Source organism: Paenibacillus solisilvae, from assembly GCF_042656405.1.
GTDB lineage: Bacteria > Bacillota > Bacilli > Paenibacillales > Paenibacillaceae > Paenibacillus_Z > Paenibacillus_Z solisilvae.
Genome location: NZ_JBHSOW010000042.1, coordinates 42,569 through 56,959 on the forward strand (window position 1 = coordinate 42,569; position 14,391 = coordinate 56,959).

Genomic DNA, 14,391 nt, shown 5'->3' on the forward strand with positions numbered 1-14,391 from the left:
GCTTCACCCTTTTTATTTCACTTACCGCTCGCCATAATAATAATAATAACCCTCTGCGCTGTTGCGTTTAATGTTATTTAAAACGATGCCGATCAATCTCGCTTTAACTTTCTCCAAGCTCGCTTTGGCTTTCAGGGCGGCTTCCTTCTTGACCTTTCCGGAATCGATAACCATTATTACACCATCGCACTGAGCGGCGACAATTTGCGCATCGGTGACTGCCAGGACAGGAGGCGTATCGATAATAATAATGTCAAACCGTTGCTTCAACTCCTCCAGCAGTGCTGTCATACGTTTCGATGCAAGCATCTCAGAAGGATTTGGAGGTATCGGTCCGGAAGGAATGACACTCAAGTTATCTACAGATGTCTGTAGCAGCACATGATCCAGGTCATTCTGATGACTCAACAAGGAAGTCAATCCGAACCGATTCGAAAGCTTGAAAATATGATGTTGGGTCGGTTTCCTTAAGTCCGCATCAATGAGGAGCACTCTCTTGTTCGACTGCGCATAAGTAACAGCCAGATTTGCTGATGTCGTACTTTTCCCTTCACTCATCTTGGTGGAGGTAACCATTATCGTTTGTATCTTCTCATCAACATTTGAAAATTCGATATTGGTCCGAAGAATTTTGTAGGCTTCAGAGATCGGCGACTTTGGGTTGCTATCAGTAATCAACTGATCATTAAGTGTCGAGCGTGACATTCTTCTCACCTCTTATTGGTTTGGTGACCGTTTGTTTATTCTTTAATGAAACCTTGTCGGCTTTTCTCATACGCGGTACAAGCGACAATGTCGGCAAGCCTAGAATTTGTTCAACATCCGTTTCTGATTTCACTGTATCATCCAAATAATGGATCAAGAACACCGAGCTGAGTCCAACCATGAGAGACAGAATAATGCTGATTACGATATTCAAGCTCGGCTTAGGGGACACAGGAGCAGGTTTGTCATTCGGATTGGCCATGTTCAGGATGTTGACATTATCAACCTTCATTAGCGTCGGAATTTCTTTCTGGAAGACCTGAGCAACCGCATTTACGATGCTCGTCGCCTTTCTGTAGGACAGATCCGTAGCAGTAACCGACATAACCTGTGTGTCATTAACGGAGGTAACACTGACTTTTCTGATAAGATCATCCTCCGTCAGCTTCAGGTCGGGAAATTGCGCCACGACTTTGCTCATAATACGGGGGGTTTTGATGATTTCTTTGTAGGTCTTAACTAATTGAATGTTGGAGTTGATTGTATTGATATCTATTCTGTTTAGGGTGGCTGTATCCATATTCTGATTTACGATTAGCTTCGTGGACGCTTCATACTTCTTATCCAAAAAGTAATAAGAATAAATGCCGGTTACCGTTCCACTAATGATAACAAACACTAAGATCATCCATATATTCTTCCTGACAATTGACCAAAACTGTTTAAGTTCCAAGTTGTCTCCTCCATTTGTATCAATTTACCAAAATAGCGTTATTCTCTTTGATCTATCCTCATAGGCAATTTCTTTGTTCTAGATGACTCGAATCGCATTATTACGATACAAGTCGATATATTCATCGCCAAAGTGTCCAACCTAGATACGATAATTTACTGGGGTAATAATTAAGAACACTGGAAGCAACGAAATGGATCATATGCTTCCGACATAAATCATGGGCCTTGGATTTGCCACCGTCATGATATACGTCATCAATTAACGATGACATTTTGCCCCCTCTTTTTTGCTGTTTTAAATGGTACTGGCACCCACTTCGCTTCTTCTTTTGTTATTTTAGCGATTACCGCTAGGTTTCACCGGAGAAAGCCCTTTGATTTCGTTAGCAAAATTTAAGACCTGCACATTGTCCACTTTCAACCTTATCCATGATCCTCGGACTTCTCACTATTTCCTATGTACGCATCAAACTCATTACTTTAGAAAAACTGTGTCTACTTTCTTGACAGAACATCACTTTCGCAGTTTCAGCTTACACCAGCCATGAGTAACAGAATACATTATAACAAACAACGCCCCTGCTGTATGATACGATTCGTATCTCGCATTTACTTCATATGAACGAGCGGAAGCCTGAGACCACTCGGCTACATTTTTAATAAAGTACATTTTATAAAAAGGAGATGATCGTATGTTTCACAGATATGGGGATGGATGTTTCCGTCTAATTGCTCCAGCAGTTTATCTAACGTTCCAAATCGACATCTCTAAGGTTTCGGAAAGATGGTAAGCTAAGGTTTCTCTCGTAGCACCGTCCTTCACACAGGAAAGGTAGGGGTAATATCCGCCTGTTTAACCGATACATAGGGTGCCGGGTTATTTATCATCCTTGAATCAGCTTGCCAAAAGTTGCCTCCATCGGGGTTTTTTATCATGGAATGAAGTTGTACATTACGGTATATGCTTTTTGAGGGTTTTCACAGAAACGTCTACCAGTAATGGAAGTCCGGATTCAGGTTGGCTTCCAACGAGTGAATGAGATTTCTAAGCAAAAAGTCATGGTAAGCTCGCTGCCGTAACCAAAATTGCCATCTCCAACTCCGTTCATAGTAAAAATGATTCATTTGAAACCTATGTAACTTTTAAGTTAGGATATATTACCTATACTAACGAATAACCCCATTAATGTCAACTTATATAACATGTAAAATATAAACATTTAGGGTTAATTTAAGAATTTAATATTTTGTAAAGTTATCATTTACATATAACTCTCCTGGTTGGAAATATTCTTCCACCACATTCAAGGTGCAATGTTCTTCCTTTGTCATGACAACTGAGAAGTCCAGTACGTTCTCAAGTAATATATACTTGAGTCTGAGAATAGATGCCAACCGGATGATTTCAAAAAATGTACCTCTAGTGCTGTCTCTGAATCCTTGACACTTTTCAGCAATTGAGAAACTTTGACACGGAAATCCTCCTGCGATAAGGTCAAATTGGTCCTCGCTCATTTCTAAGTAGTCGAATATCGTCATCTGCAGTAACGTCATAACCTTCCCACATGCTTCGCATTTCGTATTACACTCCACATATCCCACACACTACATACCGGCTTGCATGAGTCCATATCTCATTCCGCCAATACCCAGCGATTAATTCGTTGTATTTCATCTCTATCCCCTATCCCCTCCATCAGGCATAAAAACATAGGTGATGATGGCTATTACCGATATCGCTGCGAGTAAGGCGAGTTGTGCGGCTCTTTTCATGGTTTATTTCTCCCTTTAAATGATTTATTACTGCTTGGGGGTTATTCGGTCCGTCTCGGTGGCCTTCAGCTAACCTAATTTTGCGGGTAAATTTCTGCATCATCGAACGATTCAACATTTTCTAAAATGACCTCTATAACGTCCGTTTCTTAAAGTCGATTGTACTTCTACAGGATCGGCATAGTTTCTAAGATCTGCCTAATAGTTTTTTTCATTCATACTTTATTTCTCCCTCTGATTTAAGCGTTCATTCGCTATTTACTATTCATTATTTAAAAGACACTCAATGAGTATGGGGTTGAATATGAATAGAAGCAAAAAGAATGTGACTATCCATACCGCAATCTTCGACATACTTTCCATATTGTATTGACTATAATAGCTAACTAGGTCAGATTAAAAATAGAAAGTCAGAATGAATAGGAAAAGTAATATGTTGAGACTACGTTGCACGGATTATTATTACTGGAACAGACGGGATAGATGAATTGAAACGATGACTTAACTCTCCATAAAGGGTTATTGACTTCGTGGCTGTTCATATTATCTTAGACAATTTGACGAAAATTAGGAGGAATGCTTCGTTTTTTTGATTATTTGAAAAAACAAGAAATTAGGAGTGGGAGAATAATGAAAACAAACGATCAAATGAGAAAAGATGAAAAAAGCAATGCACCAGTAGTATTGGATGTATTAACTATTCTGGAGCACCTTGGTATTGATCGTGCGAATTTACCACAGGACCTATACTTCCTCTTAATGAGAGATAGGCTAACTAAAAAAACATAGTCGGCGATTTGCCGTACTATGTTTTTTTAGTTAATATTCTCTCAGCACGTACAAATACAATAAATTGGCGAGCCTCATCCGCGGACAGTTTACGGCCATCTAAGGTAAGGTCGTATTTATTTAACAATTCCTCGTCTGCCAACTCTAGATGTTCGATAAAATCCCGAATGGGTTCATCATGCGTGGCCAGAGGAGCCACGTTGGTTCGTCCAACAAGGTAGTCGACAGAGACATTGAACATGTCCGCGAACTTCGAAAGTATCTCGGAATCAGGTTCTCTGCGATTTTTCTCGTAATGGGATAGGGCTGCACGCGAAATCCCAAGCAATGCTGCCGTCTGTTCTTGAGTCCACCCCCGATTCTCTCTCAATTTTGCAATGTGGCTACCAATGTTCATAATACTCCCCCTAAATACCCTTATCATCATATTAATACATATCAATTACAAATGCTTGGTGTGATACAAATTGTCGCATATATGGAAAAAACTATTAAATAGTGATATAAATTACTTGACCTGCTAAGCCATTATCGAATAGCCTGTATAAAATGTAAATTAAATTTGGGAATCCCGAAAAATTATCTATCTGGTTTTTTATTCGACATAAAATGACAGACATTTCAATTATATAGTGATAAATTTATATTTTGAAATTAATAAAGGGATGCTACCTCTTTGGAGAAGTAGCATCCCTTTTCTGTTACACTATCTTGTACATCCTGTTTATGTTTTTTAACTCTTGTATAACTGCATTGAAGTTAGCAAGTGCAATCGTACATACTTTATCTTTTCGTGTAACAACTTTTTCGAAGTACGCTTTATTGAACTTAGGATCCAGCAGTTCAATCTTAGCCAGATTCAGTGCGTTGTTTCGATCGACTGGAAATAACGTTGATAGTCCACTACCTTGAAGAGTACTCACCCAGAAACTAAATGGACCTGGAAGGAAGCCTTGACTATCAAGGGAATGAACCATGATTCCTTTAACAGACCTTACATATTCTATAAAAATTATTTCTGGAAGGAGCATTGTTTTCAATCCAATCCCCTTAGTGTCGGTTGCAACAGTAAGTTGTTGGCTAACAGTATCCATCAACGCTCACCTACAACAGTTCTTCAGGCGTATCGCCTTGATATACATACCAAGTGCTCGCGGTTGATACAACCACGACAGCAATTAGAGCCAAAAATGAAGCGAAACGATAAAGAGCTTTTTTTGTCATATCTTCCCCCTCCTTCCCCTCACTGGATTTCTAATTAAGGTGAGACACTGAACAAAAAATGTAGCTGCCAAAACTGGCGAATTAATATAAATATTTACTGCTACTAAAAGTGTAGACGAAATTTTTAATAAAGGGAAGTACTTCGGTTTAATTCTTGTTTGTTTTTCGATACCTGACGGAGAAAATGTCAAAGCAAGTATGATATTCACGATATTTACAACAAATATTGCATTTTTATTTATGTCTGCAAGCGATAACAATATTACTCCCGTTATGGATGTTAATACGCATGCAATACCTGATTTTAAATGAATTCCCCCGGACATTTGCCTTAAGACAGCGAAGCTAATCAAAACCAGAATAGTTGCAGGAAGAGTGCCAATAATGAGCGAGATAATTAGAGAAAATACTACGATGAATGCTCCGTTTAATAAAGCAGCCAAAGCAAACTTTAGGACATTAACTGATGCTGGGTGGTCAGGAACTTTTATTTTTATATTTGTCGCTAGTTTATTGGCAAGTGCTTCAATCATTTACTCACTTCTTTCTTGATTAGAATGACCAAGAAAAAAACCATAGCTACTGATACTAGAACGAGATCTAAAAGCACTTCATGTTTAATCAGCATAATTCCAAACAAGCATGTTGCAAGTATGATGGCAATCCCTACGATAATTGGTTCACCTTTAAGTCTCTTCTTAAAATTTGTTGCAAGTCCTATCCCTCTTGAAAATAGGAATTTACAGATGAGGAAGGCTATTACCGAAACAATTATCTGAAACATATATCCTTTGACTGGATCACTATGTAACTCCTGCACGGATAAGAACCCAAAAGACAACTCAGATATTCCCGCCTGTAACAAAATATAAAGAAAATAACCTACGAATGAACCGATCAGCGACCAATGAAATGGTACCTCAAGAAAGATGGTTAATAAAAGAGCTAGTATTAGGGCATTTAAGAATGGGACAAGGTCAGATAAGTTAGACAATTCTTCTCGTAGAAAGAAACTCTGCAGACTCATAACTCCCGCAACAAGTAGTGCCGGCCATAAACAGTCTCGAAGTCTGAAGCGATAAATCGTTAAGACAACAATTATTAATGCTAAACAATCAAACATCGAAAAGATCATAAACGGAATAAATTCCAAGACGACACCCACCTCAATCTAATAGTTGCTATGTCTTTGAATTCCCATACTCTGAAATCTGCTTTGCGGTCCATATCGGGCCACTTGCCAATCTTTGACTCGGTTCAGGGAATGCTCCTTCTGGCCATCCCTTCTCCTCAGCTCGCTTCATGTAAGTACCGACTTTGCGCTTATCCCAACCTAATATTTCTGCCGCCTCCGCTAGACCAGCGAGAGGCGGTATTACTCCCCCAGCTTCTCCCCGCGCACTGTAAGAACACCACCTGTTCATGATTTATCGTCTTTGCTGCGCTCTCGTTTGTATGACATTATCATGCGTATTTGGTATGACAAAGTCAACAGTATTCCAAAAAAACTTCGAGGGGGTCTCCTGGCGGCATTCACATTCATTCTCGTCTTCATTGGCGGGTTTATCACCAAACCTGACTGCGACTTCTGCGCCGATCTGTGAATATTTATTTAACGGAAGTTTGTCATTTGTTGTCGAATATAATACAATGAAGCGGATAAACTAAAAATGGACGCTGTTATTTTAAATCTATCAATGTTCCAAGGAAATACTTCTTGGAAATCCATTTTCATAAGCTAGGAGAGAGTATTGATTGTGTAACACAAATATCAAGCCGTTGGAAGTCAGTATAATCCGTACCATCGAATCCTTTTCCCGAACTCATGGCTTTCCACCTTCAATCCAGGACCTTCTTCATGAGACAGGAGCCGATTCCATCCTACTTATCTATCGTAATTTGATTAAACTGAAGCAAAGAGGATTTGTTGAGTGGGATCCTAACTTTCCCGAGTTATTAAAAGTCCGAAAATTAAGGGTTCGTGAAAAAAGGGCGCTCGATATCCTTCGATCCTTTCATGCAACACATCAACGGATGCCCATAATAGAAGAGATTCTGAATATGAATCATTTCCGAATGCCCATTGACACCATCTTAGAGGATTTAGCGCGCAAGGCGTATATTCGATGGGATCCCCCTTTTTCGGAAACCATTGTTTTGCTAGAGTAACGAAAGTGATAAAGGTGCCCAAGTCGGCTACACATATGATCAATTTAAACCCCGTAAATTAAAAAGAAAGTGTGATTTGCTATGAAAGCCTATATAACAGCAAATAAAGGGTTTGTCAGCGCAGAAATGGACGTTGAACAAGCGGTTATTTATGCGAGACAGTTAAGGAACCTCGGAAATGTGGATGTACGCGTAGTGCATGTCAATGCGTTAAAAACCGGAAACTTAAAAAAAACGATAGGTATCGAAACACATCACATTAGTCCTAATATCTGGAACATAAATCGCCGTTTTGAAAGTTATTAAATGGGGCAGTGAGTTTACTCATATTAAACATTTTTAAACAATAGGCACTCTATTTCCACATCCCTACAATGATAGGAGGGTGAATTAATGTCAAATAGTTTTCTTTTGCTCTTTGCTCCTTTTTTCTAAAAGATCGTTGCCGACTCATGATACCGGTCACTCCTCTCAGGCGAAATCTAGCCCTCTAATTACAGCAGTCGCTTCCTGTTGTGATCTTTATCGACATTAAATTTGTTTACACCCACGGCAAACAGTTCAGCCCTCATCTTCTTATATTTGAAACTTTTCTTAACAATTCAGATTTCTTATTTTGACCCTCTCCCGACTAGATAGATACATAGAAAACCTCTATATAAAAGTGGACTTACTTTTGAACAGCGAAGAAGTTTTGATAAGGCATTTATGAAGCAATTTGTACTGCGATTCTTGGCAGGTGAATCAACAATCGGAGATATAGCCAAGGAACTGAATGTTCAATAATCCATCGTCAGAGACTGGGTGGTAAGAACTAGGCTAAAGAGAACTTTTTCAAAAAAGGTCTTTGTTTCAATTTGTGTGTTCAGTTTATATTTTCAGTTTTACGTTTCAGTTTGATTATTCATCTTTACTGTTCAGATATATCATAAATGCATCGACGGTTAAATACGAAAATCTAAAACCTTTCCGCACCTGGAACCGGAGAAGGTGTGCAAAGGTCTTGCGTCCGTTGAAATCCGCTATTGCACCCTGTTGTCCTCCTTCTCGTTTGTAGTTACACCAGGAGTGCCCTCGACCTCGCCTCTACAAAGGTATCTCCATGTCACCGTACTTATCCTTCAGCCGATCTGTTGCTGCTCCAAGCGCTCCTAGTCGCTCCCAGTTATCTTCCGGTTTTGATGTTTTCTAAGGAAGGAGCTGATAGATGGATGTCAGACTTAAGGCCGCAAATTATGTTGTTCATAACTGAATTCTTGAAGAACAGCAATAATACGACTCATGCAACAATCACAGCTGGAAATAGTGAGAAAACAGCGTCTAGTCAAGGTATTAGGTTGTTAAGTCTATTTAGAGGAGGAATTCCTCTTGCCCCATTGTATTTCCAGATTGATCCTATGGAACTACTCTTATAATTTGTCTTATAATAGTTCCATCGATATAATGGGGGAATTTCATTTGAAGAAGATTATTCTTGCACTTGTCTTTGTCATGATGTCTAGTTCATTTTCAATAGCATCCGCAACAAGCAAAATAACGGTTAAAATCGATGGCACTTCTCAAACCTACGATCAACCGCCAGAAGTGATAAATAGCAGTGTCATGGTTCCACTCAGGGGAATCTTTGAGACATTAGATGCAACACTTCAACTAGAAGGAAAGAAAATCACAGCGGTCAAAGGTTATACTAAAGTTGTTCTGGTTATTGGTGCAGGCACAGCAACCATAAATGGTAAACAAATTAAGCTTCAGCAGAAATCACTCGTTATACATGGACGTACTCTTGTCCCTCTTCGCTTTGTTGCAGATGCTTTAGGAGCAGGGGTAAGATGGGAACAGACGACAAAAACAGTATTTATCACTACCGGTAAAGTAATAACAACCGTTAAAACGATCACATTAAATTTTCCTGCTGATCGCTATCCATTAACAGCGGCACACATTGCAGCGGCCATCAAGAAAGGCGAATCTGCTGTATGTACCATTGACCGAGAGGGTGCAGATAATAATCGCGATGAGTCGCTTAAGGGTGTAGCTATAAAGGATGGTTATGATCGGGATGAATGGCCGATGGCTATGTGCGCGGAAGGTGGAGAAGGTGCTGATATTGCTTATGTCGTACCGTCTGACAATCGTGGGGCTGGATCATGGGTTGGAAATCAATTGGAAAATTATCCGAATGGAACAAAAGTGTTATTTATAATATCTGGAACTGATAATGTACAGTCAGAAGATACTAACACAGATGTTGCATACAGTAGTTGTGCAGATGTAATAGCCGCTGGAAAGGCTCCACTCCATACAGGCGATCCTGGGTATAGTTTTAAACTTGATCGGGATAAAGATGGCGTGGCTTGCGAAGCGTCATAATAAACGAATTGTTAGTTAAGAGAGCCTCCAGAGCCGCATTAGAAATAATCAGCGGCTCTTTTTGTTTTTCTATTTACTCAATCTTACTGTCGTCGTCTTACTGTCCCACTCAACTTAATTCGGCCCGAAGCCAGCAGGTAGGTATAAAGAACTTGCAATTGGGTATCATTTCTGTAAAGAGGATGGTCGTATAAGAACAACATCAGAATCCTAGAACTCGCAAGCACCGTTTCCTCTTTGAAGATAAAAAATCCCCGCCATCCAAACGGAGCCGATAGGGATTCTCGTTAAGTGATTGATACGTCGGCTGCCATGCGCATCCTTTTAGGAGGTTGCAACTCTCAATTCGTATATATAGCGCCACCTGCCAGCGGCATTTGTATCTTCTTCAATCTGATTACCATACCTGTACATATGTACAGGTAAACAGGCTCCTGAGATAACTTAACTTAAACGGGCTGATTAGTTTGTAGATCAAAACCGACTCTATAACCTTGTGAGAGCCGGTTGAACGTCATTAGTTATCTAATTTTCACTACGTAATAAATTGCACAAAACAGGACTTCTAAGCAATCCATTATGGGTCCAGTTTCTTATCTTCACTTTTGCATTTCAGCAACGGTTTTAGATAAACGAAGTCCTCGTCTTCCCCGCTGATTGATTGAGTAGCTCGATAAAACATCATCTTATCTCTGGGTGCCACACCGAACTCTATAAGTCCTGCAGACCGAATTCTTCCTGTACTGGAGTCTTTAGTCGCAGCTAACCACCCGAATTCCTTCTTCCGATATCCACTAATTATTACATCAGTATAAGTCCAATTAAAAACTTTAAGCCATGCTTTAGACCGCTGGCCTACGTATATGCTATCTTACAGGTCCAATCTTTGAATACGGACGTATATTCGGGAAAACGGATGTCCACTCCGAGCTATTGATGACATGGGCGGCGCCAAGCCGAAGCAGCTCCTCCGTGTAGTCATTGCTCCTCGTAATTGCGATCAAATGGAATCCTAGAATGGTCGCCAACTGCGCGTATAAACGACCTATTGAAGAACCGGCGGCATTAACAAGAACAATATCCCCAGGACTTAGTTTCAATACCTCCGAACAGGTTACCCATGCCGTAATGGGATTGATGTATAATTGTGCAGCTGCATAATCATCCATTGCCTCCGGAATCGGTACTGCCCATTGTGCAGGCGCTGACGCAAACTCCTGCCAGGTCCCTTCTCCCCGCAAAGGCAGAACCCGCCTGCCAATAAGCTCTCTTGAGACCGATGGCCCCACATCTTCAACAACACCAACCCCTTCATAGCCTGGAATTGCCGGTAGGGAAATTCGATGTGCATAAGCACAGCTTATCGGAATCAGGTCTGATGGATTCACAGGTCGTACCCGCATACGGACTAGAACCTCGCCAGGCTTCGGCCGCTGCGTTTCTTTATAATTAACTTCCAATACGTTCTCAGGATTTCCAAACGACTGAAACTGCACCATTGCAGCTTTCAATACATTCGCCTCCTTTCCTTGAAGCAGCTTCGTCCACTACCCGCATTTTAGTCTATTTTACCGCATTACAGCCGATTTTTCGCCGAATTCGCATACAAGCCTTGGAGATTTCGGAAAGAAAAGACGGACTGGACTTGCGACTTCATCCACTGGGCAGAGCAAAGGCCGGGGGCCCTCGCAGAAGAGAGTGTACCCGGCCTTTATGAGGGGAATTTATAAAGAGGGGTTAAGGAGCATGAACGGCTCCAAGTACCTCGCGCAAAAACTTGCCTGTCAACGAACCTTCCGTCCTCGCCACTTCCTCAGGCGTTCCATAAGCAACGACGGTTCCGCCGTTATTCCCGCCTTCAGGTCCCATATCAATGATGTGGTCAGCCACCTTAATCATATCCAAATGATGTTCGATGACAAGGACGGAGTGACCCGCTTCAACCAGCTGGTGAAGACAGTCAATCAGCTTCTGAATATCGCGCAAATGCAGACCGGTCGTCGGCTCATCGAGAATGTATAGATTATGGGAGCCGCGCTTGATTTTACTCAGCTCTGTTGCAAGCTTGATTCGCTGAGCTTCCCCTCCTGACAGTGTTGTGGACGATTGGCCGATTCGCAAATACCCGAGACCAAGCTGGTTTAATACTTTGAGCTTATTGAGAATATAAGGCTGCTCGGCGAAAAACAAGACCGCGTCCTCGATGCTCATATCCAATATCTCGGCGATATTCTTCTCCTTAATTCGCACTTCCAGGATATCGTCATTGAATCTTGCTCCTTTACACACCGGGCAAACGGTATCAATGTCCGGCATGAACTGAAGCTGTGTTGTCACTATGCCCTCACCTTGGCAGTTCTCGCATCGTCCGCCATTCTTCTGATTGAAGCTGAAATCATTTTTGCTCAACTGCTTGCCTGCAGCCGCTGCCGCCTCCGCATAGATTTCACGGATTTTATCAAAAAATCCAACGTATGTCGCCGGATTGGAACGCGAGCTCCTTCCAATAGGCGACTGATCAATGTTAATGATACCCGTTAAGTGTTCATGACCGAGCAGTGCATCATGCTCGCCGGGGATAATCCGCGCATCATGGAACAAGGCGTACAGCCGCTTGCACATGACCTCATTAATCAGCGTGCTCTTTCCGGATCCGGATACACCTGTTATACAGACCATGACGCCCAGCGGTATATCAACGTTCACATTGCGCAGATTGTTGGCCCTCGCTCCCCTGATGGATAGAGCCCTGCCAGACGACTGCCTTCGCCTTGTTGGCACCTCAATTCGGCGTGCACCTGACAGAAAGGATCCGGTAATCGATTCCGGGTGCATACGGAGTTGCTCCGCTGTTCCCTCGGCAATAACCGTACCTCCATGTATGCCAGGCCCTGGGCCAATTTCAATAATATAATCGGCACTGCAGATCGTTTCGATATCATGTTCAACGACGATGATTGTATTGCCAATATCACGAAGCTTCTTAAGGGTATCAATAATACGCACACTGTCTCTTGCATGAAGACCAATGCTGGGCTCATCCAGCACATAGAGCATGCCCATTAATCCCGAGCTAATTTGAGTAGATAGACGAATACGCTGCGCTTCACCGCCTGAGATGGTATCGGAGCGGCGGCCTAAGCTTAAATAATCAAGACCGATATCAAGCAGCAAGGAGATTCGAGACTGGATCTCAGCTGTAATTTGCCGTCCGACCTGCTGCTTCTCCGGTCTAAATGTAACCTGCTCCAGAAACTGATAAAGCTCTTGAAGGGGACGATTACATAGCTCATGAATGTCCGCTCCGCTTACACGTACGGAGAATCGCTGCAGCTTCAGCTTCTTCCCCTCGCAGTCCGGGCATGTATGCTCCACCATGACCCGTTTGAAAAACTCATCTCCACCGGGATTCTGGTTTTTACGTTTCAGGTACAGCTTGTACCACCAATTAATCGAATGAACGAAGCCCCCGAAGCTCATCATTTTACCGGCATGACGGTTTTGCGTTTTGGAAGCTTCGTTTGGGATGAGGGGGAATTTCTCCCCCTTAGAACCATAGAACAGGATTTCCTGAATGGATGCCGGCAATTCCTCAAACGGTGTATTCAGACTGAATCCGTAGTGGCTCGCCACGCTGCGGACCATGGTCCATTGCCAAGTGGTAGTGCTGCTCCCCAGCAGATTCGGATCAAATGCCCCCTTATTAATACTCTTCTCAGCATTCTTAATCAGAAATCTCGGTTCCGCCCGCATGAAGGTTCCAATACCGCCGCAAGTCCGGCAGGCACTCTCCGGGTCATTGAAGGAGAAGAAGTTTGGCTGCAGCTCTCCCATCGTCAGATGATGCTCCGGGCATGCAAAGCCTTGATAGAAAGGGGCTGCATCCAATGGTTCTCCATCCGGACCCTGTTGAATCTCAAATCTGATAAACCCTTCCCCCACCAGCTTCAAGCTATTCTCGATTGTCTTCGTCAGTATCTTAAAGATATCCGGCTGGACGATTATCTTATCGACGACAACCTCCATCCGATATTCCTCTTCCTCTTCAAGCTCAATGGCATCACTAAGGTTATGCCGGGCTCCGTCAATGATGACGGTGCGGAACCCCTTCGCACGAATGTCATCGAACGTCGTTTCATAGTTTTCGCCATAGATTTTGTATACCGGGGCAAGTACTTCGAGTTCAGTGCCGGCAGGCAGCTGCTGAATGTGATCAATCATTTGACCTACCGAACGAATGGGAACCGGATGATCACAGAATGGGCAGCTTGCTTCACCTACAGCCGCAAAGAGCAGACGCACGAAATCATAAATATCTGTCATGGTACCGACGGTTGAGCGCGGATTGACGATGCCCTTCTTCTGCTCGATTGCTATGACAGGAGACAAACCAAATACAAAATCGACATCCGGCTTTTTCAATTGATTCATCCTGCTTTTGGCGAACGTCGAGAGAGATTCTAGAAACCGCCGCTGGCCTTCACCGTAGATGACATCAAACGCCAGCGATGACTTGCCGGAGCCGCTAACACCGGTAATCACCGTCAGCTTATCCCGCGGAATATTCACATCAATGTTTCGCAGATTGTTTTGCCTGGCGCCGCGCACTTCAATAAACTGTTTCAT

Annotated in this window: 13 protein-coding genes and 2 pseudogenes; 5 read left to right on the plus strand and 10 right to left on the minus strand. The window is 42.3% G+C overall.

From position 1 onward, the window contains the following. Window positions 1-21 precede the first annotated feature (21 nt). From ACFPYJ_RS12175 to ACFPYJ_RS12185, 3 genes are all read right to left on the minus strand, one after another. Entirely contained in the window at window positions 22-705 is a 684-nt protein-coding gene (locus tag ACFPYJ_RS12175; RefSeq protein WP_379188411.1) for a CpsD/CapB family tyrosine-protein kinase, read from the minus strand. Beyond that, a complete protein-coding gene (locus tag ACFPYJ_RS12180; protein ID WP_379188412.1) occupies window positions 686-1,438 on the minus strand; it encodes a YveK family protein in 753 nt (250 codons plus the stop codon). The genes ACFPYJ_RS12175 and ACFPYJ_RS12180 overlap by 20 nt, the downstream gene beginning before the upstream one ends. 1,241 nt (window positions 1,439-2,679) lie before the next feature. Beyond that, window positions 2,680-2,994: a DNA cytosine methyltransferase gene (locus ACFPYJ_RS12185; RefSeq protein ID WP_379188413.1), complete on the minus strand. Its 315-nt coding sequence runs from the start codon at window positions 2,992-2,994 to the stop codon at window positions 2,680-2,682. An 849-nt stretch (window positions 2,995-3,843) separates the two neighbouring features. Between ACFPYJ_RS12185 and ACFPYJ_RS12190 the strand changes: the two genes are divergently transcribed. Further along, window positions 3,844-4,002, plus strand: a complete 159-nt coding sequence (locus ACFPYJ_RS12190) for a hypothetical protein (RefSeq protein WP_379188414.1) — start codon at window positions 3,844-3,846, stop codon at window positions 4,000-4,002. 16 nt (window positions 4,003-4,018) lie between these two features. Here the strand turns inward: ACFPYJ_RS12190 and ACFPYJ_RS12195 are convergent, their stop codons facing one another. The 5 genes from ACFPYJ_RS12195 to ACFPYJ_RS12215 form a co-directional block, all read right to left on the minus strand. Further along, on the minus strand, window positions 4,019-4,399 hold the full coding sequence (locus ACFPYJ_RS12195) for a helix-turn-helix domain-containing protein (protein ID WP_379188415.1): 381 nt from the start codon (window positions 4,397-4,399) through the stop codon (window positions 4,019-4,021). A 304-nt stretch (window positions 4,400-4,703) separates the two neighbouring features. Next, window positions 4,704-5,096 (minus strand): hypothetical protein, encoded by a 393-nt coding sequence (locus ACFPYJ_RS12200; protein WP_379188416.1) that lies wholly within the window; start codon window positions 5,094-5,096, stop codon window positions 4,704-4,706. 10 nt (window positions 5,097-5,106) lie between these two features. Then, window positions 5,107-5,226 carry a cyclic lactone autoinducer peptide gene (locus ACFPYJ_RS12205; protein WP_379188417.1) on the minus strand — a complete coding sequence of 40 codons (120 nt, stop codon included), beginning with the start codon at window positions 5,224-5,226 and terminating at the stop codon, window positions 5,107-5,109. Continuing rightward, window positions 5,223-5,759, minus strand: coding sequence for an accessory gene regulator B family protein (locus ACFPYJ_RS12210; RefSeq protein WP_379188418.1), 537 nt, complete (start codon window positions 5,757-5,759; stop codon window positions 5,223-5,225). The genes ACFPYJ_RS12205 and ACFPYJ_RS12210 overlap by 4 nt, the downstream gene beginning before the upstream one ends. Next, a complete protein-coding gene (locus tag ACFPYJ_RS12215) occupies window positions 5,756-6,379 on the minus strand; it encodes a hypothetical protein (RefSeq protein ID WP_379188419.1) in 624 nt (207 codons plus the stop codon). Before ACFPYJ_RS12215 ends, ACFPYJ_RS12210 begins: the two co-directional genes overlap by 4 nt. Before the next feature lie 626 nt (window positions 6,380-7,005). On the opposite strand from ACFPYJ_RS12215, the gene ACFPYJ_RS12220 reads away from it, so the two are divergent. From ACFPYJ_RS12220 to ACFPYJ_RS12235, 4 genes and pseudogenes are all read left to right on the plus strand, one after another. Beyond that, window positions 7,006-7,395 (plus strand): LexA family protein, encoded by a 390-nt coding sequence (locus ACFPYJ_RS12220; RefSeq protein ID WP_379188440.1) that lies wholly within the window; start codon window positions 7,006-7,008, stop codon window positions 7,393-7,395. 81 nt (window positions 7,396-7,476) lie between these two features. Further along, complete coding sequence (locus ACFPYJ_RS12225; RefSeq protein ID WP_379188420.1) at window positions 7,477-7,701, plus strand: hypothetical protein; 225 nt, start codon at window positions 7,477-7,479, stop codon at window positions 7,699-7,701. A 1,188-nt stretch (window positions 7,702-8,889) separates the two neighbouring features. Continuing rightward, window positions 8,890-9,600 (plus strand): annotated as a pseudogene (locus tag ACFPYJ_RS12230) (copper amine oxidase N-terminal domain-containing protein); the annotation flags it as partial. Beyond that, on the plus strand, window positions 9,586-9,765 hold the full coding sequence (locus ACFPYJ_RS12235; RefSeq protein WP_379188441.1) for an excalibur calcium-binding domain-containing protein: 180 nt from the start codon (window positions 9,586-9,588) through the stop codon (window positions 9,763-9,765). The pseudogene ACFPYJ_RS12230 and the gene ACFPYJ_RS12235, both read left to right, overlap by 15 nt. A 926-nt stretch (window positions 9,766-10,691) precedes the next feature. On the opposite strand, the pseudogene ACFPYJ_RS12240 reads toward ACFPYJ_RS12235, so the two are convergent. Both ACFPYJ_RS12240 and uvrA read right to left on the minus strand, forming a co-directional pair. Beyond that, a pseudogene (locus ACFPYJ_RS12240) lies at window positions 10,692-11,264 on the minus strand (zinc-dependent alcohol dehydrogenase family protein); the annotation flags it as partial. 238 nt (window positions 11,265-11,502) lie between these two features. Further along, window positions 11,503-14,391, minus strand: a complete 2,889-nt coding sequence (gene uvrA / locus ACFPYJ_RS12245) for an excinuclease ABC subunit UvrA (protein WP_379188421.1) — start codon at window positions 14,389-14,391, stop codon at window positions 11,503-11,505.

What these genes read in the sequence shown, in the direction of transcription:
- ACFPYJ_RS12175 (WP_379188411.1), bottom strand. Translation starts at nt 705, where the DNA reads ATGTCACGCTCGACACTTAATGATCAGTTGATTACTGATAGCAACCCA.
- ACFPYJ_RS12185 (WP_379188413.1), bottom strand. Translation starts at nt 2,994, where the DNA reads ATGACGTTACTGCAGATGACGATATTCGACTACTTAGAAATGAGCGAG.
- ACFPYJ_RS12190 (WP_379188414.1), top strand. Translation starts at nt 3,844, where the DNA reads ATGAAAACAAACGATCAAATGAGAAAAGATGAAAAAAGCAATGCACCA.
- ACFPYJ_RS12195 (WP_379188415.1), bottom strand. Translation starts at nt 4,399, where the DNA reads ATGAACATTGGTAGCCACATTGCAAAATTGAGAGAGAATCGGGGGTGG.
- ACFPYJ_RS12200 (WP_379188416.1), bottom strand. Translation starts at nt 5,096, where the DNA reads ATGGATACTGTTAGCCAACAACTTACTGTTGCAACCGACACTAAGGGG.
- ACFPYJ_RS12205 (WP_379188417.1), bottom strand. Translation starts at nt 5,226, where the DNA reads ATGACAAAAAAAGCTCTTTATCGTTTCGCTTCATTTTTGGCTCTAATT.
- ACFPYJ_RS12210 (WP_379188418.1), bottom strand. Translation starts at nt 5,759, where the DNA reads ATGATTGAAGCACTTGCCAATAAACTAGCGACAAATATAAAAATAAAA.
- ACFPYJ_RS12225 (WP_379188420.1), top strand. Translation starts at nt 7,477, where the DNA reads ATGAAAGCCTATATAACAGCAAATAAAGGGTTTGTCAGCGCAGAAATG.
- uvrA (WP_379188421.1), bottom strand. Translation starts at nt 14,391, where the DNA reads ATGAAACAGTTTATTGAAGTGCGCGGCGCCAGGCAAAACAATCTGCGA.